Genomic DNA, 21,587 nt, shown 5'->3' with positions numbered 1-21,587 from the left:
TCAAAACTCTCATTATCTGACTAACTAAGAGGCAGAAACTCCAGAGCCAGCGAAAGAAATGGTATGCCTCGTCAATCTGCACCGAAAGATCTCAGCCTTAGATGGCTGGAACTGTTTCAGATCTGTGCGCAAAAAGGATCGCTTCAGGCGGCATCCAAAGAAACCGGCCTGACGGTCAGCACTGTATCCCATCATCTGCGCAACCTTGAAGATCATCTGGGCGTCGAATTGTTCAATCACGCGCGCAGACCGATGGTTCTGACCCCGAAAGGCCGGGTCTTCCTGCGCAATATCGACGATGCGCTGCAGCTGATCCGTAAGGCAAAGGCCGAGGCGTCAGCCGGGAGCATTGCCGAGGCCAGCTATCTCCGGTTCGGCACAATCGAGGATTTCGACAGCGATATTATCCCGGAACTTGCCGTGTATCTTTCGGCCAATATGCAAGCTTGCGATTTCATGTATCACACGGATTCCAGCCACGCGATTATCGAGATGCTGCGTGACCGACAGTTGGATCTGGGGATATCGACAACGCCCAGCGAACGCTTGCGCGACCTGCAGGATCGCCCCCTTCTGCGCGACCCGTTTGTCATTGTATTGCCCAAAGTGAACGATGAGTCTTTGGGCGATATTGTCGAGGGCCGCACCAAGCTTCCGTTTCTGCGGTTTTCTGGAAACCTAATCATCGCACGCCAGATCGAATCCCAGCTGCGCCGAATGGGGATTTCAGCCTCACGCAGATTCGAGTGCAGCAACAATCAAACCCTGATGTCGATGGTGTCCGCCGGGGCAGGTTGGACCATCACAACCCCCCTGCTTTACTCTCGCGCGAAACGGTTTCAATCCAGACTGCGTATGCACCCGTTTCCGGGCAAAAGCTTTGCACGTACACTGGCGCTTGTCACAACACCGGATTGCTCAAGATCGGTGATCGAACTGGTGGACACCAAAACGCGGTATCTGATCAGTGACCGCATCATTGCACCGCTGCGCGCAGACATTCCCTGGCTGGCAGACAGTTTCAAACTGGTCGAGTGACACTCTGGCCCTGACCATCAAAAAATATTGAACCGCTCCCTGATCTGCTGGTCCTGCTCAGCCGTCAGGTAGTTTGGGGTGTGAGTACGCAAAATCTCGTGTGCGCGATGGCGCGCCCGGGTCCAGGCATCTTGCGCCCCGTTGTCCGCCCATGTCCGTGGCTCGTCCCGGTCTGCGAGCGAAGGGTAGAAATAGTCCCGCTCCATTGCGGCAAAGGTATGCTGCCCGCCCAGAAAATGACCATCGCCCAGCACCGCTTCGCAGATCGCGTCAAATCCCAGATTTTCGTCTGTGACCTCAATGCCCCGCAAAGCACGGTAGGTGTGCGAGTGCATCTCGTCATCCAACACAAACGCCTCAAAGCTCGCTCCCAGTAACGAGGCCGTCATACCCGAGCTTTCGTATATCAGATTTCCCCCTGCCAGTGCTGCCGCCATTGAGGTCAGGCCCTTTTCGATCCCGTATTGCGCATCGATGGCCTTGGCATCGCTCATGGAACAGGCCACGCCCGAAGGCAGCCCCAGCCAATTGGACAGTTGGGCCGAGGCTGCGTTCAACACCGCCGTCTCTCCGCTGCCGCCCGAAAACGCGCCGGTCCGGAGGTCTATGACCAGAGGCCAGTTCGAAAAGATCATCGGAAATCCGGGCTGAATCGCGTGGACCATCACCAAACTGGCAAGCGTTTCCGCCAAGGACTGCGCCAGAAAACCGGCCAGCGTGGCGGGTGCCGTTGCGCCAGCCTGCGCGGCCGTGATGCAGGAGATAGGGATATTGTGTTCGATACAGGCATAGACCACATCCACCGCGTCCGCGCCGTAGCGCATCGGCGAGATCATCGGGCTGATATGCGCTTTCATGAACGGGCGCTTTGCGAATTCCCCGGGACCTCCGGCTGCGATCTCCAGCATCTCGACAATCGGCGCGACGTGTTTGGCCAAAGTGAACGAGGTGGCGGTGGGCTTGGTGGTGTTCTTCAGCAGCGCGTAGGCCGTGTTTACATCCAGATCGAAGATTTCCTCGAGGTCCGTTGCGACACAACAACGGGTAAACCAACTGACATTCGGCAGAACGTCCTGAAGGCGCGTGAAATCATGCAGGTCCTGCAGGGTCGAAGGCCGATAAAGACCGCTCTGCAGATCAAGCGTCTGAACCGCCGCCCCGCCGGTACCGAAATAGACGCGGTTGCCACCGACCACTATGGATCGCGCCGCATCACGCCCATGCAGAACGAAGGTCTTGGCGGCCTGATCAATCGCCTGCTCCACCAGTTCGGGCGGGAAAAGTATCCGGCCCTCCCTGTTGTCTTGCGCGCCGATTGCCAACAAATCGGCCCGCAAGCGATCCGGCACATCTCCGATCCCGAGCTTTTCCAGAAGGTCCAGAGAAGTGTTGTAAATCCGTTCAAGCTCGACCCCAGTCAGGGGCTTGTAGGCTCCACCGGGCTGACCCGGTGGACAAGGGTCAAGCGCGGGCTTCTCAGCCCGCTGCGCCAGGCGCCCCTTTCGACCGGATCGTTTCGCCTGCGGTGCTGCCATGTGTGTTCCTCCAACCGCATCCGGTTGGCCAATTCAACAGAACCCCTACAGCAAGTTTCAATCGCATTCACTTTAATAAGAAATAATGAGTTTCTATTTTCGATTTTCTACGCAAAAGAACTCAGCCCCTTGTGAACCATCTGGCAGAACGGACTAATCCCACAAAACGCACTGGAGGGTCTTTGATGAAATCGCGTACCAAAGTGGTCGTCATTGGTGGCGGTATCGCCGGTTGCTCGACGCTTTATCATCTGACCCGGGAGGGCTGGACCGACGTGGTGCTGGTCGAGCGCAATGAGCTGACAAGCGGGACAACCTGGCATTCAGCCGCACAGGTAACCAATTTCGGTATGAACCAGACCATGGTCGGGCTGAAGCGCCATTCGATCAACCTGTACAAGGAACTGGCCGAGGACCCGGACTATCCGATCAATTACCATCACGGCGATGGTGGTATCCGGCTTGCCAATACGCCGGAGCAGATACAGGGGTATCACCATTTCGCGTCCATGGCGCGCGGAATGGATGTGCATTTCGAAGTCATCGGCGCCGAAGAATGCGCCCGCCGCCACCCGCTGATTTCAACCGACAACCTGTTGGGTGGGCTCTGGGACCCGCTGGATGGAGACATTGATCCGGCTCAGCTATGTCAGGCATTAGCCCGCCGCGCACGCAAAGCCGGAGCCGAAGTCTACCGTAACACGCCGGTCTCAGGGCTGACTCAGCATAAGGACGACACCTGGACCGTGCACACCGAACATGGCGACATTGACTGCGATATCGTGGTCAACGCCTGTGGCTATCGGGTTAACGAAGTGGGCGCAATGATGGGCGTGCACCATCCGGTGGCCTCGATGGAGCATCAGTATTTCCTGACCGAAGAAATTGCCGCAATTCGCGACGCGGGACATCGAATGCCCCTGCTCCGCTGCCCGATCAGTGACTATTACTGCCGGCAGGAAAAGAACGGTTTGCTGGTCGGGTTCTATGAACAGGATTGCAAAACCTGGGGCATGGACGGGATTGATCCGAACTTTGTCAACGCGCTCTGCCCTGACGATCTGGACAGGGTGACCGATGTGCTGGAGGGCGCCTTTGCCCGAATGCCCGCACTGATGGAGGTCGGAATTCATACCGTCGTAAATGGTCCGATCACCTACACAATTGACGGCGCACCCTTGGTCGGGCCAATCCCCGGCAAGCGCAACGCTTTCTGCATCATCGGCCTGCGCGCCGGTCTGGGCGAAGGGGGTGGCCATGGCTGGTTGTTGGCGCAGCAGATCGTTCACGGTGAGGCCTGCTATGACACATGGTGCCTTGATCCGCGCCGGTTTACGGGCCACGCCAATGTGGAAATGACCGCCCTGAAAGCCATCGAGGATTATCAGAACGAATTCCGCTTTCACTTTCCGCACGAACACCGACCCGCAGGGCGCCCCGCCAAGACCACTCCGCTGACCCCGATCCTTGCCGCTGAAGGGGCCGAGTTCACAGTCGTCAACGGGTGGGAGCGGGTCGACTACATCAAACCTGCGCCGGACTTTCACCCGACACTCAGTTTCAATTTCGACGAGACCTTTGACGTCGTCGCAGCAGAGGTCAAAAACCTGCAAGACAATGTCGGGTTGGCCGAGGTCAACGGCTTCAACCGGTTGGAAATCACCGGAGATGATCGACATGCGTTTCTGGACCGCATGATGTGCGGCGCGGTGACAAAACGCAACGGGCGTGTCGGCCTTGGCTATCTGCTGAACCACCACGGCATGGTCAAAGCCGAGGCGACCATCGCCAACCTGCCCGCCAGTGACCGCGGCCCGGCGCGGGTCTGGTACGGGTCCGCCGCCGCCGGCGAGTATCATGATATGGACTGGCTGCAGGCGCATCTGCGAGATGGTGAAGATGTGCAAATCCGCTCACTCACCAATGATCAGACCATATTGGTTCTGGCCGGGCCCAGATCCCGCGACGTGCTGTCCGCCTGCGCCCGAGGAGACTGGTCGCGAGAAGCCTTTCCATGGCTTTCGGTGCGCGAGTGCTTTGTCGGGTTCGCACCTGCAACCGTTTTGAACATCAGTTTCTCAGGGGAACTGGCTTACGAAATCCACATCCCAAACGCCTCGCTTTATGCGGCCTATCTGGCGTTGCGAAAGGTGGGCGAGGATCATGGTATGACTCTGTTTGGCGCCCGCGCGATCGAGTCCATGCGGATGGAGAAAGGGTTCCTGCACTGGAAAGCCGACCTCCTCACTGAATTTGATCCGTTTGAGACGGGGCTGGATCGGTTCGTGAAACTGAACAAGGGTGATTTCGTCGGTCGCGACGCTCTGATGAAACGCAATGAGAGCGGGCTGCAAAAGAAACTGGTGAGCCTGAAAGTAGACACAACCGAAGCGCCTGCACATGGGGGTGCCTCGCTGATGTTGCAGGGCCGGGTTGTCGGCACGATCACATCAGGGGGCTGGGGTCACCGGATGGGAATGAACCTCGCCTATGGCTTTGTGGACCTGGAAGTTTCGAACCCCGGCAGCAAGATGCTACTCGATCTGTGTGGCGAATTGGTCGATGCAGAAGTGATCGCACCGTCCCCCTATGATCCGGACCTGTCGCGCGTACGCAGCTAACTTCCGCTGCGATACGCCGTCGGCGTCTGTCCGAACTGCGCCCGAAACGCACGCGTCATGGCGCTGGGGTTTTCATAGCCGCAACGGCTGGCAATCTCGGCGACGGATTGTTGGGTCTCAACCGCCAGCTTGCGCGCCAGATTCAGGCGCAGGCGACGATAAAGCGCCTGCGGTGTTATGCCCAACTCGGCCAGTACCCGGGTTTCGATCTTCTTTTGCGAGCACCCCAGCCGACGCGCGATATCCTTGATCAACACCGGAGCATCCAATGTGCTCTGCATCACGGCCAGCACCCGATTTACAAGTCTGTCTTCGGATTTCATCTGAGGCGAGGCAGCACTTGGTTCGCTACGGTTCATCAGAAGATGGGCCACTTCCATCGACAGCAACGGCCCATGATCGGCAAGGATCAGAGCTGTAGCTAGATCATATACGGCCAACGCGCCCGAACAGGTGATCCGGTTCCGGTCGATCACATACCGCTCCTGCACGACTTCGACATCCGGGAAGGCTTCTTCGAACCGGGACAGTTCATCCCAGTGAATGGTCGCACGGTGCCCCTCCAGCAGGCCCGCGTGCGCGAGCAGCCAACTCCCCGTATCCAGACCAGCCAACTTGGGATGACGGGTCGCCGCCCTGCGCAGGGCGCGATGGGTATCGGGAACCGAGTGTTCCAAATACCCATACGACGGCATGACCACCAATGCATCACCTGACTCGAAGCCCATTGCACCATGGGGCGCGACCTGCAACCCACTGGAGCTTTGGACAGGCGCCCCATCGGGCGAATAGAACTGCCAGGCATAGAGATCCTGACCCGCCAACGTATTCGCCGCACGCAGGGGCTCAACCATGTTGGCAAGACAAAGGTTCGAGAACCCGTCGAACAGCAAAAAGTTATAGCTTCGAGTCAATTTTTTCTAATCCTGCATGATAATTCACGAATACTGCATGTCATGACATCGGACAATGACGTTTCATCGCCAATCAGGCATCAAAGGAACGCGCGTCATGCAATTTGGCTTAACCGAAGAACAGGATATGATCGTCTCGACTGTGCGCAGCTTTGTCGAGAACGAGATTTACCCCCACGAAGCTGAGGTAGAGCGCACCGGACAGGTGCCGCAAGAGTTGGGCGACCAGATCAAGCAGAAATGCATCGATCTGGGCTTTTATGCCTGCAATTTCCCCGAAGAAGTCGGCGGCGCAGGTCTGTCACATCTTGATTTCACGCTGGTCGAACGCGAACTGGGTCGCGGCTCCATGGCGCTGACCCATTTCTTTGGACGCCCGCAAAACATCCTGATGGCCTGCAATGACGAGCAGCGCGAACGCTATCTGCTGCCAGCCGTCCGAGGCGAAAAGATGGACGCGCTGGCGATGACCGAACCGGATGCGGGATCGGATGTGCGGGGCATGAAATGTCAGGCTGTTCGTGACGGCGGAGATTGGGTCGTCAACGGCTCGAAACACTTCATCTCGGGCGCGGAGCACGCAGATTTCTTCATCGTGTTCATCGCGACGGGTGTGGATGACACCCCGAAAGGCCCCAAGAAACGCATCACCACATTCCTCGTGGACCGTGGCACACCGGGCTTTGAGGTGCGCGAAGGGTACAACTCGGTCAGCCACAAGGGCTACAAGAACTATATCCTCTATTTCGATAACTGCCGCCTGCCGGACGCACAGGTTCTGGGCGAAGTCGATGGCGGCTTTGCCGTGATGAACGAGTGGCTTTATGCGACGCGCCTGACGGTTGCCGCCTTCTCGGTCGGGCGGGCACGGCGCTGTTTTGATTACGCGCTGAATTACGCGGCCGAGCGCAAGCAATTCGGCCAGCCGATCGGCAAATTTCAGGGCGTCAGCTTCCAGATTGCCGACATGATCACCGAGATCGACGCCGCCGATTGGCTGACACTCTCGGCGGCATGGCGTCTGGATCAGCGCCTGCCCTCAAACCGCGAGATCGCGTCGGCCAAGCTCTATGCCTCAGAAACACTGGCGCGGGTGACGGATACAACGCTACAAATCTATGGCGGTATGGGCCTGATGGACGACTTCCCGATCGAACGGTTCTGGCGCGACGCACGGGTTGAGCGCATCTGGGATGGCACCAGCGAAATTCAGCGCCACATCATCAGCCGCGATCTTCTGCGGCCCTTAGGCGCCTGAGGCTCGGTCGGGTCATACATGAGCAAAGATATTTCCCGTCTTCTGCGCCCGAAATCCATTGCCGTGATCGGCGGGGGCGCCTGGTGCCAGCAAGTTATCCTGCAGTCAGAACGTATGGGCTATGCCGGGGACATCTGGCCCGTACATCCCAAAGCGGCCGAAATCGCAGGTCACAAAACCTATACACGGCTTGAAGACCTACCCTCGCCCCCGGACGCGGCGTTTGTCGGCATCAACCGCCACGCTACCGTCGAGGCGGTTCAGGTTCTGTCAGAGATGGGCAGCGGCGGGGCGGTTTGCTTCGCCTCTGGCTTCTCCGAAGCCGCAGCGGAAGATGAGGCAGGCGGGGACCTACAGTCAGCGCTGGTCGAAGCAGCAGGTTCCATGCCCATCCTCGGCCCCAACTGCTATGGCTTCATCAATGCACTGGACGGGGCGCTGCTGTGGCCCGATCAACACGGAGCCGTGCCGGTCGACCGCGGCGTTGCCATCCTGACTCAAAGCTCGAACATCTCGATAAATCTGACCATGCAGCAGCGCGCGTTGCCGATTGCCTATATGGTGACCTGCGGGAATATGGCCCAGACGAGTCAGGCAGAGATCGCTGCTGCGCTGATCGATGATCCGCGCGTGACAGCAGTGGGCCTGCATATCGAAGGCTTCAAGGATATTCGCGAATGGGAAGCGCTTGCCGCCAAGGCACATGAGAAAGATGTTCCACTGGTCGCCCTCAAAGTCGGTGCGTCCGAGCAGGCGCAGGCAGCTACGGTATCGCACACCGCTTCACTCGCAGGCAGCGATGCGGGCGCGCAGGCGTTACTGAACAGGCTGGGCATTCCACGCCTGTCGACTCTGCCGGAGCTTCTGGAAACGCTGAAACTGCTGCATTGCTATGGGCCACTACCGGGCGGCAACATCGCGTCGATCAGCTGTTCCGGTGGCGAAGCGAGCCTGATCGCGGATATGGCGATTGGCACGGGCCTCAACTTCCCCGATCTGACCAAGGACAAGGAATCCCGTTTGCGCGAAGCGCTTGGGCCGATGGTCGCGCTGAACAACCCGCTCGACTATCACACCTATATCTGGCGCGATGAAGACGCGATGGCAAAGGCATGGTCCGGTATGATCGGAGAGGATATCGATCTGACCTTTTCGATCGTCGACTATCCGACCACGGATCAGACGGACTGGGCCTGCGCATCCCAGGCGGCACTCAAGGTGCGGGCAGATACTGGTGCACGCTTTGCAGTTGCCGCCACCCTGCCCGAATTGCTTCCCGAGAATGTCGCGCGAACCTTGATGGAGGGCGGCGTGGTTCCCTTTATGGGCCTGCGCGAAGCTCTTGCCGCGACGCGCGCCGCAGGACAGATCACCGCGCCCGCCCCTGATCCGATCTGCCTTCCCGGCGAGGCTGAGGCCACACACACACTGACCGAAGCGGAAGCCAAGAAAACGCTGGCCGCATATGGCGTGCCCATCCCTCAGAACCGCTCCGTACGGGGCGAGGAAGAAGCCCGCACTGCCGCACGGGAATTAGAGGCACCCTTCGCCGTAAAAGGGGTTGGTCTCGCTCATAAGTCCGAGCAGGCCGCTGTGCGGCTGGGTGTTCAGGCCGCCGACGTTGCAGATGTGGCTGCAGAGATCGGAACTGACGATATCCTGATCGAAGAAATGATCACCGGAACCGTAGCCGAACTGCTGATCGGCGTCGTACGAGACCCTGCCCATGGGTTTGTCCTGACACTCGGCGCGGGTGGCGTCCTGACCGAGATATTGCGCGATACCACATCTCTGTTAATCCCGAGTACGCCCGACTGCATTCGCGCTGCCCTTGGCGAGTTGAAAATTGCACCGTTGCTGGCGGGCTACCGTGGTCAGCCGGCGGCTGATATGAATGAAATCATTGCAGCAATTCAGGCCGTTCAGGCCTATGTGACCCAGAATGCCGACGCGCTCGGCGAGGTTGAAATCAACCCGCTTCTCTGCACGCCCACCCGGGCAGTTGCGGTGGACGCCCTTATCAGAAAGGCCTGAGAGATATGGACCCGATCAAGACCCGCCGCGAAGGTGCAATCCTCGAGGTTACACTGGACCGGCCCAAGGCCAATGCCATCGATCTGGCCACCAGCCGCATCATGGGGCAGGTGTTTGCCGAGTTTCGCGATGATCCCGATCTGCGTGTCGCCATCCTGACCGGAGGAGGAGAGAAGTTCTTCTGCCCTGGCTGGGACCTGAAAGCAGCGGCAGACGGCGATGCGGTGGATGGGGACTATGGCGTAGGTGGCTTTGGTGGCTTGCAAGAGTTGCGAGATCTGAACAAACCGGTCATCGCAGCCGTCAATGGTATCGCCTGCGGCGGCGGGCTGGAGCTCGCGATCTCGGCCGACATGATACTGGCCGCCGAACACGCCACCTTTGCCCTGCCCGAAATCCGTTCCGGCACAGTGGCGGATGCCGCCAGTGTCAAGCTGCCCAAACGCATTCCCTATCACATGGCAATGGAGTTGCTGCTGACCGGACGCTGGTTCGACGCCGAAGAAGGCCACCGCTGGGGTCTGATCAACGAGGTCCTGCCCGCCGATCAGCTGATGGATCGCGCCTGGGAACTGGCTCGTCTGCTGGCCTCGGGTCCTCCGCTGGTCTACGCGGCAATCAAAGAGGTCGTGCGCGACGCCGAAGACAGCAAGTTCCAAGACGCCATGAACCGCATCACCAAACGCCAGTTGCGCACGGTTGATGTGCTCTATTCCAGCGAGGACCAGCTAGAAGGAGCAAGGGCCTTCTCAGAAAAACGTGACCCTGTCTGGAAAGGTAAATAAACCTGTCGCCGGAAGCAGTGCCGCCAGAGTTAGCGCGATCCTTGTGGCCCCGAGCGCGCCGAACCGCTACCGCGTTAGATTCAACCAATGAACCCATTCCGTCTTCGAGCGGTAAAGCCGCCAGCATGGCCTCTGCCTCGATGCAGTCGTAACCTATACGGCGATAAGAAACCGATCTGTCGAACCCCGTGGCTATCAGGTCCACCATCAAATGCGATTGCGAGCAAGGAAGACAACTTCCACTAGATCGCATTGATCATCAACGCGAGTTTCCCCTTGGGACTTAGGAAAAATAGAGCTCAAGGCACGTCACTTGCGGATCAGTCAAACAGAAGATGTTAGACAAAATCAAACTTCTAGCAGTGAACCACCATTCGGTAAGATGGATAATGAGACCTGAGCCTAGGGTCAGGACCCGTTGATTTTCGCTTTTCGGCATGATTCACCATTTGAAAAACGAGTGGTGACATGTCTGACCTTTTCTGGCTGAGCGATGCGCAGATGGTGCGTCTAGAGCCCTATTTCCCCAAGTCCCACGGCAAGCCTCGTGTTGATGACCGGCATGTGTTGAGTGGGATTATCTTCATCAACCGCAATGGTTTACGGTGGCGGGATGCGCCCAAGGAGTACGGACCGCACAAGACCCTGTACAACCGTTGGAGACGATGGAGTGACAAAGGCATCTTTGCCCAGATGATGGTCGGTCTGGCCGCTGAGCATGGCGAAGAGAAGACGATCATGATCGACGCCACCTATCTGAAAGCCCACCGCACAGCGTCCAGTTTGGGCGTCAAAAAGGGGGACGCGGTCGCCTGATTGGCAGAACCAAAGGCGGTATGAATACCAAGTTGCACGCCATCTGTGACAGCAAAGTGCGACCTTTGAACCTCTTTGTTACCGCCGGGCAGGTGAGTGATTACATCGGGGCAAAGGCCCTTTTGAGCAGCCCGCCCAATGTCGACTGGCTGCTCGGAGATCGAGGTTACGACGCCGATTGGTTCAGAGAAGCCCTGAAAGACAAAGGGATATGCGCATGTATCCCTGGTCGGAAGCAACGCAAGGCCACCGTCAAATATGACAAACGCCGCTACAAACGGCGCAATCGGATCGAGATTATGTTCGGCAGGCTCAAGGATTGGCGGCGCGTGGCAACCCGCTATGACAGGTGCCCAAAGGTATTCCTCTCCGTCATCGCTCTCGCCGCCACTGTCATATTCTGGCTATGAAACAACAACGAGTCCTGACCCTAGTAGCCCGTCGCTTTGAAAACTACACCTATTGTGGAATAGAGGATACCCAAATCGGTCCTCAGCGTTAGGTTGTTTGCATAATTAGTGTCAAACTCGGCACGGCTGGCAAAGGTGCTCATATTACGTTGAGACACCTGCCACGATCCAGTCAAACCGGGGCGAAGCGAAAAGTATGCCTTGCCCGGATACAATTCTTGCTGTTCTGGCATCATCGGGCGCGGACCCACAAGGCTCATCTCACCACGCAGTACATTCCAAAGTTGTGGCAACTCATCCAGAGACGTCCTCCGAAGAACATGGCCGATTGTCGTAATCCGCGGGTCATTCTTGAGTTTTTGGGTTTCTGCCCACTCGCGTCGGGCTGCCGGATTGCTTGCCAAATAAGCCTCGAGCAGTGCGTGTGCATTTGGCACCATGCTGCGAAGTTTCCACATGGTGAAGATACGGCCATCTTTTCCAACACGGCGTTGCGCATAAAACGGATTGACTCCGTCCGTTGCTACCAAAATGGCAAGAACCAGAATGATTGGCAAAACAATTGGTAGCGACAACAATACGATCATAAAATCCAAGATGCGTTTAAACATCTGGCCATAAAGTCGCGTAGGATTAGTTACGAAATTATCTGGATGCGTGGCAACATCTCGATGCCCTGACTTACCTGTAATACTAATATCTTGAATAGTCATCTCAGAACTCGCAAACCAAAGCCAGAAAATGGCCAACTACTAGAACCCGCAAACAAGCCATCCAATATTGGCGTTTGCAAACAACACAACCAGGAAAGAGAATCAGGTATTGGAAAACTAAGCCGCTCTTCCCCCAGAGTGTTTTTACACTAAATTATCCAACACCACAAATCTTATACTCTCTCTATCGACTGCTTTTCTGGTATTTTTTTCACCAAGTTTCAACGCTGCTATCGCATTGCCTTCATTGTCTTTTGTATTATCGTGTAAAGATTGAATCTCACGCAACGAGCTATTCTAATAACTATTTCCAGAACGGGGCAATTCGCTCACTGCTATTTCTTACAACACAAGCGACCTTTGCATACGCACGTAAAATCACTTATCCAGCGTTTTCCTGTAGTTTTGAAACAATATGCGAAACAAAAACCGGCTCGAAGCCGGTTTAAGTAATTTGCATTGCGGCTTAGGCAAGGCGCTTACGTCTGCGCATCACGCCCATACCAAACAAACCGGTAAGCAGAAGAATTGAACCAGCCGGCAGCGGTACTGCAGAAACGATATCGAAGGTAATGCTCTGCAGCTTGAAGTTATCTCGCCAGTCATCAGCGCCGAACCCGATGATTGAGCCAATCAACTCACCACTACCGAAGTAATGGGTATAGGGGTTCGTGTTTCCGCTCCCAAGTTCCTCTTCATAAACTTGAGCGGACGCTGGGATACTGCTATCGTTGTACGTGCCATATGCAAACGTATCGTGACGGTCCCAATAAGCAAATGTCACGGACGTGACTTCTACATTTAGACCACCAAAATCGATAAGCGCAAACTCATCAGGGCCGGCGCCATCAATAGTGTGCTGATCGTGGCGGCAATAGCCGTGACGCACATGACGGCAGTCATAGACGCCGATACCGCCCTGGTTACCGGACCAACTTGCAGTCAGGAAATTATCTGTGTCGATGACGGTACCGTTTCGATCCACGCGAACACCGTCAACGCCCACATTCACCGATCCGTCGCTGCTAGTGTAGGTATTTGAACCCGAAGTCCAGTTTCGACCAACATTGAAGTCAACGGTCAAAGCGCTGGAAGCAGTCGCCGCTACCGACAGTACTGCGGTTGATAAAGCTGCAATATATGTGCGTTTAGAATCCATGTTACTCTCACCCATTTCCGTCGCGCAAAAAAGCGAACCGGAGACACTCAAAACTTAGTATGTATCACGTTAACTAACACAAGACGGACCGCCCATGCAATATTGGGGCGTCGCCAATTCTATCAACCTATTGTAAATAAATATTTTTTTATTCAGGGAGACACTTTATGCGTGTGCGCCGAGCAGGATACCCCACAACAAACACTTTAAAGTTGTACCCAAATTAACAGAAACTAAATGATTTGTGAAAACCGCGATTCGAGGGTCGCGCAGTGCAGTTAAATCCGGAATGTAGCGATCGGTTTCAAGACAGCTGGGTGGCGCTTAATTATAAATATCACGCCAGAAAAGGAGGCCTTAGAAGGTCGGTCATTTCGAGAAACTGGAACGCGTAAGGCTCTCAATCGGCCAAAGCTGTTCTCGACTTGATTGCTCACGCGACAACTGCGCTTTCGCCACCGTGGGCAGATCAGCTGCTGCCGCCAACCAACTGGCTGGAATACTCTCCGCAAATCTGCCGTCAAGTGTGTGCTGTTCGCATTGATCCCCCGTTAGATCGGGTTCCAATTGTCAAGCTTTTGAATCAGCCATGCAAAATTTCCCTAACCTGTTAGCGTTGTACTCCCGGCGTAGGAATTTTCCGGTTCAGGGCATTATGTGCACTGACGGGTTTTTCACAAACGTATGTCGTTTCGCGCACTCTTGTCTGAAGAGCGTTTACGCAAACCAATAGAACGAGGCAAACTGGACAAATTAGTGGAAATCCGCAATCTGTGGATAGAAAATTTTACATGATATTGTCGCCATTACGATTTACCATCAAGTTTAACAAGGGAACGGTTTTCAATGACAACGGTTGCGACGGATATTGCAATTATAGGGCTTGGGGCACATATGCCTGGCGCTATCAGCCCTGAAATATACTGGCAAAACCTCCGCGACGGCATTGAATCCATCCGCAGATATAGCCGAGAAGAACTGGTTGCGGCGGGCGAAGCACCACACCTTCTAGAGCGAACCGATTACGTGCCTGCCGCCGCACCCCTGGACGGTTTCGAAACATTTGATGCGGATTTCTTTGGATTGTCTCCCAAAGAGGCTGCAATAATGGACCCACAGCACCGCCAGTTCCTGGAAGTGGCCTGGGAAGCGCTGGAACATGCGGGGCATCCACCCAGCAAAACCAAAGGGCCTATTGGTGTCTACGCGGGCTGCGGTATGGGCAGCTACTTTTATTTCAACATCTGCTCCAACCACGATCTCGTTGACGATGTCGGCATGTTTCTGTTGCGTCACACAGGCAACGACAAGGATTTCCTTGCCACGCGTGTAAGCCACATCTTCGACATGAAAGGCCCCAGCGTAAATGTGCAAACGGCCTGCTCGACCTCGCTGGTGGCTGCACATTACGCGGCTCAGGCATTGCTGACCGGTGAATGCGACATTGCCATTGCGGGCGGAGTAACGATCGAGCTGCCACAAAACCGCGGCTATATTTACAAACCTGGCGAGGTGCTCTCGCCGGATGGACATTGTCATGCTTTTGACCACCGCGCAGAAGGGACAGTTTTTGGTTCCGGCGCTGGTGCAGTTGTGCTGCGCCGACTCGAGGATGCGATCCGTGATGGGGATCACATCTGGGCGATCCTTAAAGGCACAGCAATCAATAATGATGGGGCCGCCAAAGCAGGGTATCTCGCCCCGTCCGTAGACGGGCAGGCCGCCGCGATCTCGGAAGCGCATACAATGGCGGACGTGACCGCTGACACTATCGACTATGTCGAATGTCATGGCACTGGAACTTATTTGGGTGACCCGATCGAAGTTGCTGCCCTAACGCAGGCTTTTGCAGAGACCACGGAGGAAACTGGGTTCTGCAAGTTGGGCTCGGTCAAGACCAATATCGGTCATCTCGACACGGCGGCGGGCGTGGCAAGCATGATCAAGACCGCGCTTGCGTTGCATTACCGGGAGATACCACCCTCTCTGGGTTATGAAAAACCCAACCCGGCCATTGACTTTGAAACCTCCCCTTTCAAGGTCAATGACACGCTTTCAGACTGGGTCAGCCACAAAGGCCCCCGGCGTGCAGGTATCAATTCACTTGGTGTCGGTGGCACAAATGCCCACGCCGTACTGGAAGAAGCGCCTTTGCGTTCCACCTCCGAGCCCTCGGACTGGCCCTTTCAGCTGTTGACTTTATCAGCACGGTCGAAAGCAGCGCTTGAAGATAATGCAACCAATCTTGCGGAGCATCTCACAGCCCATCCCGAACAAAATCTGGCGGATGTCGCATGGACCCTGCACGAAGGTCGCCACGATTTCGAACGGCGTCGCGTCGTAGTTGCCGAAACTCATGAGCAAGCAGCCGCACGACTGCTTGAAAACGATCCCCGTCGCGTTTTTAGCCATGTCGCTCTCGACCGACCCGACACGGTATTCATGTTTCCAGGCGGTGGCGCGCAATATGCCGGTATGGCGCGCGATCTCTATGAAACAGAGCCTGTCTTTGCCGAGTGGATGGATCGGGGCCTTGAGATTCTGGCGCCAAAGCTCAACTACGACATCCGTGCGCTTTGGCTACCAGAAAGCGGTGAAGAAGCCGCAGCCGATGCGCAATTACAGAAACCATCGGTACAGCTCCCACTCATTATGATCTGCGAAGTCGCCCTCGCGCATCTTTGGATGAGCTGGGGTGTGAAACCTGCCGCACTTGTCGGCCACTCCATGGGCGAGAATACCGCGGCCTGTGTCGCTGGCGTCATGTCTTTTGAGGATTGCATCGGGCTGGTCCATCTGCGGGGCCGGTTGTTCGATACGGTTCCTGCTGGCGGGATGTTGTCCGTGGCCCTTTCGGCAGAAGACCTTACACCGATGTTAGGCGACGATCTGGATCTGGGCGCAGTGAACGCTCCTCAGCTTTCTGTCGCCACTGGTCCGCAAGCGGCGCTTGATCAGCTTGAGGAAGACTTGAAGAAACGCGAAGTGGATTACCAGCGCATCCAGATCGATATTGCTGCGCATTCGCGTATGTTAGAACCAATTCTGGAAGATTTTCGGGCTTATCTGAATTCCATTGAATTGAAGGCCCCAAAGATACCTTTCACATCGAACCGCACCGGCGAAATGATCACCGACGCACAGGCCACTAGCCCGGACTACTGGGTGGACCATCTGCGCGGCACAGTACATTTCGCCGACTGCATAGGTGCTCTGGCAGACAAAAACCGCATCTTCATCGAAGTGGGGCCCGGTAAGGCCATGGCTTCGCTTGCAGGTCAGCATCCAAAACTAGAAGCCAATCAGGTTATCGGCACGTTGCGCCATCCGGCGGATGAAACTGCAGACGACGCCTATTTTCTTGCCATGCTGGGCCGGGTATGGGCCTTGGGAGGCAGCTTCGACTGGGGTCAGTACTGGGGCGAAGCGCAACGAATGCGCCTACCGCTGCCCACCTATGCCTTCCAACGCAGCCCCTACTTCATCGAACCGGGCAAGGCTGCGGCAAAGGCCGATACCGATTGGCTGATGCGCGAAGACGTCCCCGAAAATTGGGGGTGGCGCCCTGCGTGGCGTCCGGCTTATGCCGCTTGCGACATCGATGTCACTGGCGATCTCGCCGCAGTCACACCGGAAACGTGGCTCGTATTCGCGGATGAGGCTGGTCTGTGTGATACCGTCTCGGCGCGACTGCGCAAAGCCGGTCATACCGTATTGACGGTACGCGCAGGCGATACCTTTGCTCGCGATGGGGACCGCGACTACATCCTGTCACCCGAACGCGGCAGAGACAGCTATGATGCTTTGATCGCGGATCTCGTATCGCGGGAAATTCTACCTACTCGGGTGCTTCATGGGTGGCTCACTACGACGCGCGAGAGTTTCCGTCCCGGCTCGAGCTTTATTCACCGCAATCTCGAACAAGGCTTCTTCAGCCTGCTATTTCTTGCCCAAGCCATGGGTGATGAAGGCTGGAGCCATCCGATGCATTTCACCGTGTTGAGCTCGGGCGCAGCCCAGGTGGCCAGCGAAGTGCTCAGCTATCCTGAAAAGAGCACCTTGGCCGGACCCGCGCGCGTCATCCCACGCGAATTTCCTAACATCACCGTGGCGACGCTTGATCTCGACGTGCCGCAAGTCTCTGGTCGGGGCGCTCGCTCTCGTCCCGATTTGTCGGGCTTTGTCGCTCCCGTATTGGAAGAATTATTGGCCCCACCGGCTAATCTGACGGCCGCGCTGCGCGGGCCCAAGCGTTTTGAGATGGGTTATCGCGCGCAGGCTCTCGCCGACACCGAAGATGCGCAGCCCATGCTGCAAGAGAACGGTGTCTATCTCATCACTGGCGGTTTTGGCGGAATTGGTCTCACGTTAGCTCGACGATTGATGGCGCACACCGAAGCCCGCGTCGCACTTCTTGCCCGCAGCCCCCTGCCCCCGCGCAAAGATTGGGATCGAGTTCTAGAAAACACTGCACCAGACGATCCGTTGGCGCGCCGTATCAGCGCCGTTCGCGATCTGGAATCCGCTGGTGGAGAGGTACTCTGTCTGGCAGGTGATGTTAGCAACATCGAGGATATGCGCGCTGTTCGCGCGAAAGTCGAAGAACGGTTCGGCACGGTAAACGGCGTGATCCACGCGGCCGGTGTGATCAAGGATGGACTCATCCAGACCAAGAGTATGACCGAGGTGGAAGATGTCTTTTCACCGAAGCTGCATGGTCTAAAGGTTCTCGAAGAAGTCTTCCCGGATGGCGACCTCGACTGGATGGCCCTGTTCTCATCAAGCTCGACAGCGACAACCCCTGCCGGCCAGGTCGATTATGTTGCCGCCAACGAATATATAAATGCTTATGCCAGATCCCGCGCCGGAGGTCAGACCAAGGTCATCGCCATCGGTTGGGGAATCTGGGCGGATACCGGCATGGCAGCAGATGCGATGGCCCTGCGTACCGGTACGCGTGAGCCTGCGCCCATCTTGCCCGCAGGTGTACCGCTGCTGGCGGAAAAGACTTTCGATGCCTCCGGCAACCGAATTTTCAATGCGAAATACAGTGTCGCCGAACAATGGGTTTTGGATGATCACCGCACAAGTGCCGGGGATGCCTTGCTGCCGGGTACGGGATATCTGGAACTGGCTGCCCAAGCGCTTGCCGCTCAGGGCGAGAGGGCAGCGTTCGAGATCCGCGATCTCTATTTTCTGAGACCACTAGCCGTAAGTGAGACCGAAACCCTCGACATAGCAGTGCAAATGCCACGCAGCAGTACCGGCTATGATCTGATTGTGGAAAGCGGTCCCGAGGATGCGCGCGAAAGGAACGCGCAGGCCAGTCTGGCTCTGTTACCGATGGCCAGCCCTGCACCTATTGATCCCGCCGAAATCGCAGCGCGATGTGCTGCCCCGGTTGAAGCAGCCGCTGGCGGCTGGCTACCGGGCGCTCAAGAGGCGCATCTTCGCTTTGGGCCACGCTGGAGAGTGTTGCAAAAGACCGCTCTCGGAGATGGCGAAGGTCTAGCGGAACTTGCTCTGCCTGCTGAGGCAAAAGAGGATGGTGCGGCGGGATACAGGTTGCACCCCGGACTGATGGATTTGGCCACGGGTTGGGCAATGGCCCTTATAAAAGACTATCAACCCACCCATTTATGGGTGCCGGTTTCATATCAGTCCGTCCGCGTTTTCCGTGCGCTACCCGAACGAGTGGTCAGCTGGGTCCGAAATGCGGGGGACAACCACGCAGACGGTGAAATCGCCAGTTTCGACATTACCGTAGCGACACCCGAGGGGGAGGTCTGTGTAGAGATACACAATTTCTCGATCCGCCGGATGGAAAGCAGCGAAGGTTTTGCAGTGACCGAAACAGAAGCGGCACCTGTTTCCGTTGACGACACCGAAGCACAGCGCCAACTGTCGCCGGCCGAAGAACGCCTGCGGCACAATATCTCGCAAGGTATTCGCGCTGAGGAAGGGGGGGAACTCTTCCTGCGCGCACTCGCATTGGACATACCACAGGTGATCGTCAGCTCTCTTCCCCTGCCCGATCTCATCGCACAGGCGGAGCAAACTGAAGACAACGAAACTGAGAGTCAGACCTTCGAACGTCCACAGTTGGACAGCGATTATGTCGAACCTGTAGGTGCAATCGAAACAACCCTCGCCGGTTTCTGGTCTGACCTTCTTGGGGTCGACCAGATTGGAGCAGAAGACAGTTTCTTTGATCTCGGTGGACATTCATTGATTGCGGTGCGGCTCTTTGCGCAAATCCGCAAGACTTATGCAGTGGACTTCCCGATATCTGTGCTCTTCGAAGCGCCCACCATTCGCAAGGTGGCGACCCTTATTGCTGAGCGCGGTGTAGTAGCGGGCGGTACGGAAAGCGATGGGTCATCTGACGCGAATGCGTCGCGACTGGAACGGCGCTTTACCCATCTTGTCCCGATGCATGCCGACGAAAGTGGTCCCCGTACTCCCTTCTTCTTGGTGGCTGGTATGTTTGGCAACGTGCTCAACCTGCGCCATCTAGCGCATATTTTGGGGGCGGATCGGCCCTTCTACGGGCTGCAAGCGCGCGGCCTCTATGGCGATGAAGAACCGCACCGATCCCTGCCGGATGCTGCCCGCGACTACATCGCGGAAATGCGGCAGGTCCAGCCAAGCGGCCCTTACATGGTTGGTGGATTTTCTGGCGGCGGCATTACAGCTTACGAGATTGCTCAACAACTTCGTGCCGCCGGCGAAGAAGTCTCCGCGATTATCCTGCTTGATACGCCGCTGCCTCAGCGACCACATCTCACCCGCCGTGACCGGTACATGATCAACTGGCTTAATTTGCGTGAGGAAGGGCTGAGTTATGTCACGACCTGGGCTCGCAATCGCATTGAGTGGGAACTGAAAAAACGTCGGGGCGAACCTGTCGAAGACGAGGAGGCCGGGTCAAAATTCCATGACGCTGCAATCGAAGCGGCGTTCCTCGAAAGTGTCGGCCAGTACAAAGTCGAACCGTGGGATGGACCGCTGACACTCTTCCGTCCACCCCTTCTGGCGCGTTGGGAAGTGGCACCAGGGCGCCTCGTGGACAAGCACAAGCACTACATGTTCCCTGATAATGATTGGACGCGTCATGTTCCGGGTCTCGAGGTCTTTGAAGTGCCCGGAGATCACGACTCCATGGTTCTGGAACCCAATGTCCGAGTGTTGGCTGACCGCATTCGGCGCGTATTGGAGGCCGCCGAACGGCCAGGGCAATCTGGCCCGCTGGCGCCGTATCTGGAGGCTGCAGAATGATCGCGCGGAACAGCCCGACAGTACTGACCATCATCTTGAACTATAAGACCGCTGAAATGACGCTGAAATCTGTTGATGCGGCGCGGAGGGCAATGGAAGGTATCGCCGGAAGTATCGTCGTTGTCGACAATCACAGCGAGGACGGATCTTATGAGAGAATCTCGACTTATATCGCTCAGGAAGGCTGGGATGCAGACGGTCGAATACGCGTAATAGAGGCGGGCTGGAATGGTGGATTTGGCGCAGGTAACAACGTTGGCATCCGTGCAGGTCTACCCGATGGCACCAAGCCTGACTACGTGTATATTCTGAACTCTGATGCGTTTCCTGCCGAAGATAGCATTCAGGCGCTATTGGAACATCTGGAAAAAACTCCCGAGGCGGGTTTCGCCGGTAGTTATATACATGGCGACGCAGGTGAGACCCATCTTACAAGTTTCCGCTTCCCTTCCATCGCAAGCGAGTTTGAAAGCGCCATTCGCCTCGGCCCCATCACCCGTTTGTTGCGAAACCGCCGAGTCCCGATCGACACGCCCAAAGAAACAACGCCTGTAGATTGGCTGGCTGGCGCCAGCATGATGATGCGGCAGAGTGTTTTGGACGACATCGGCCTGTTCGATGAAACCTTCTTTCTCTATTTCGAAGAAACTGATCTCTGCCGTAGAGCCGCCAAAGTGGGCCACCGGGTTGACTACGTCGTCGAAAGCCGCGTTGCCCATATAGGCTCTGCATCCACCGGGATGAAACGTTGGAAGCGGATACCGTCATACTGGTATGACAGCCGCTGGCATTACTTCTCTAAAAATCACGGGCGTGCCTATGCAGCCTTGGCGACGCTGATGCATGTTCTGGGCGGCGGACTGCATTCACTACGCTGTTTGTTGCTGCGACGGGATCGTCACATGAAGCCTGGCTTTCTGACCACGATGCTAGTCCATGATCTGCAAGCACTTGTGCGGCGACCCACCACCTCGAACCTACAGGACGACCGAGATACAGTTTCCCAGTCGTGATTCATACCAAAGC

12 protein-coding genes are annotated in these 21,587 nt (G+C 56.5%); 8 read left to right on the top strand and 4 right to left on the bottom strand.

Annotated features, from left to right (window positions below; genetic code table 11):
- Positions 1 to 63: 63 nt before the first annotated feature.
- Complete coding sequence (locus RA27_RS09360; RefSeq protein WP_039537599.1) at positions 64 to 1,038, top strand: LysR family transcriptional regulator; 975 nt, start codon at positions 64 to 66, stop codon at positions 1,036 to 1,038.
- Between the two features lie 17 nt (positions 1,039 to 1,055).
- Here RA27_RS09360 and RA27_RS09355 read toward each other — a convergent pair whose 3' ends face one another.
- Positions 1,056 to 2,573 carry a trimethylamine methyltransferase family protein gene (locus RA27_RS09355; protein WP_039537596.1) on the bottom strand — a complete coding sequence of 506 codons (1,518 nt, stop codon included), beginning with the start codon at positions 2,571 to 2,573 and terminating at the stop codon, positions 1,056 to 1,058.
- Positions 2,574 to 2,758: 185 nt separating this feature from the next.
- Here RA27_RS09355 and RA27_RS09350 point away from each other — a divergent pair, with 185 nt between their 5' ends.
- The gene (locus RA27_RS09350; protein ID WP_039537593.1) at positions 2,759 to 5,194 is read left to right on the top strand and encodes an FAD-dependent oxidoreductase; all 2,436 of its coding nucleotides are present in this window, start codon (positions 2,759 to 2,761) and stop codon (positions 5,192 to 5,194) included.
- Here the strand turns inward: RA27_RS09350 and RA27_RS09345 are convergent.
- Complete coding sequence (locus tag RA27_RS09345; RefSeq protein WP_039537590.1) at positions 5,191 to 6,108, bottom strand: GlxA family transcriptional regulator; 918 nt, start codon at positions 6,106 to 6,108, stop codon at positions 5,191 to 5,193. The genes RA27_RS09350 and RA27_RS09345 overlap by 4 nt on opposite strands.
- A 97-nt stretch (positions 6,109 to 6,205) precedes the next feature.
- Here RA27_RS09345 and RA27_RS09340 point away from each other — a divergent pair, with 97 nt between their 5' ends.
- The 4 genes from RA27_RS09340 (at position 6,206) to RA27_RS23660 (ending at position 11,411) form a co-directional block, all read left to right on the top strand.
- On the top strand, positions 6,206 to 7,366 hold the full coding sequence (locus tag RA27_RS09340) for an acyl-CoA dehydrogenase family protein (protein WP_039538153.1): 1,161 nt from the start codon (positions 6,206 to 6,208) through the stop codon (positions 7,364 to 7,366).
- An 18-nt stretch (positions 7,367 to 7,384) separates the two neighbouring features.
- Positions 7,385 to 9,400 (top strand): acetate--CoA ligase family protein, encoded by a 2,016-nt coding sequence (locus RA27_RS09335; RefSeq protein WP_039537587.1) that lies wholly within the window; start codon positions 7,385 to 7,387, stop codon positions 9,398 to 9,400.
- Positions 9,401 to 9,405: 5 nt separating this feature from the next.
- Complete coding sequence (locus RA27_RS09330) at positions 9,406 to 10,185, top strand: carnitinyl-CoA dehydratase (protein WP_039537583.1); 780 nt, start codon at positions 9,406 to 9,408, stop codon at positions 10,183 to 10,185.
- A 468-nt stretch (positions 10,186 to 10,653) separates the two neighbouring features.
- A protein-coding gene (locus tag RA27_RS23660; protein ID WP_152610678.1) for an IS5 family transposase occupies positions 10,654 to 11,411 on the top strand; the annotation gives its coding sequence in 2 pieces (ribosomal slippage) (positions 10,654 to 10,975 and positions 10,975 to 11,411; 759 coding nt in all).
- A gap of 20 nt (positions 11,412 to 11,431) precedes the next feature.
- On the opposite strand, the gene RA27_RS09315 is transcribed toward RA27_RS23660, so the two are convergent.
- Both RA27_RS09315 and RA27_RS09310 read right to left on the bottom strand, forming a co-directional pair.
- A complete protein-coding gene (locus tag RA27_RS09315) occupies positions 11,432 to 12,022 on the bottom strand; it encodes a sugar transferase (RefSeq protein WP_241484044.1) in 591 nt (196 codons plus the stop codon).
- A gap of 568 nt (positions 12,023 to 12,590) precedes the next feature.
- Positions 12,591 to 13,283: a VPLPA-CTERM sorting domain-containing protein gene (locus tag RA27_RS09310; protein ID WP_039537571.1), complete on the bottom strand. Its 693-nt coding sequence runs from the start codon at positions 13,281 to 13,283 to the stop codon at positions 12,591 to 12,593.
- An 846-nt stretch (positions 13,284 to 14,129) separates the two neighbouring features.
- Between RA27_RS09310 and RA27_RS09305 the strand changes: the two genes are divergently transcribed.
- Entirely contained in the window at positions 14,130 to 20,561 is a 6,432-nt protein-coding gene (locus tag RA27_RS09305) for a type I polyketide synthase (RefSeq protein WP_039537568.1), read from the top strand.
- Positions 20,558 to 21,574, top strand: coding sequence for a glycosyltransferase family 2 protein (locus RA27_RS09300; RefSeq protein WP_052265243.1), 1,017 nt, complete (start codon positions 20,558 to 20,560; stop codon positions 21,572 to 21,574). Before RA27_RS09305 ends, RA27_RS09300 begins: the two co-directional genes overlap by 4 nt.
- Positions 21,575 to 21,587 lie beyond the last annotated feature (13 nt).

Origin of the sequence: Ruegeria sp. ANG-R (assembly GCF_000813985.1) — a bacterium.
Taxonomy (GTDB): Bacteria; Pseudomonadota; Alphaproteobacteria; order Rhodobacterales; family Rhodobacteraceae; genus Ruegeria.
The sequence above is the reverse complement of the archived record's forward strand: the minus strand, read 5'-3'. Positions and strand labels throughout refer to the sequence as shown.

Excerpts from the sequence above, each read along its gene's own strand:
- RA27_RS09310 (WP_039537571.1), bottom strand. The coding sequence starts at position 13,283 with ATGGATTCTAAACGCACATATATTGCAGCTTTATCAACCGCAGTACTG.
- RA27_RS09315 (WP_241484044.1), bottom strand. The coding sequence starts at position 12,022 with ATGTTTAAACGCATCTTGGATTTTATGATCGTATTGTTGTCGCTACCA.
- RA27_RS09330 (WP_039537583.1), top strand. The coding sequence starts at position 9,406 with ATGGACCCGATCAAGACCCGCCGCGAAGGTGCAATCCTCGAGGTTACA.
- RA27_RS09305 (WP_039537568.1), top strand. The coding sequence starts at position 14,130 with ATGACAACGGTTGCGACGGATATTGCAATTATAGGGCTTGGGGCACAT.
- RA27_RS09335 (WP_039537587.1), top strand. The coding sequence starts at position 7,385 with ATGAGCAAAGATATTTCCCGTCTTCTGCGCCCGAAATCCATTGCCGTG.
- RA27_RS09350 (WP_039537593.1), top strand. The coding sequence starts at position 2,759 with ATGAAATCGCGTACCAAAGTGGTCGTCATTGGTGGCGGTATCGCCGGT.
- RA27_RS09360 (WP_039537599.1), top strand. The coding sequence starts at position 64 with ATGCCTCGTCAATCTGCACCGAAAGATCTCAGCCTTAGATGGCTGGAA.
- RA27_RS09340 (WP_039538153.1), top strand. The coding sequence starts at position 6,206 with ATGCAATTTGGCTTAACCGAAGAACAGGATATGATCGTCTCGACTGTG.
- RA27_RS09355 (WP_039537596.1), bottom strand. The coding sequence starts at position 2,573 with ATGGCAGCACCGCAGGCGAAACGATCCGGTCGAAAGGGGCGCCTGGCG.
- RA27_RS09300 (WP_052265243.1), top strand. The coding sequence starts at position 20,558 with ATGATCGCGCGGAACAGCCCGACAGTACTGACCATCATCTTGAACTAT.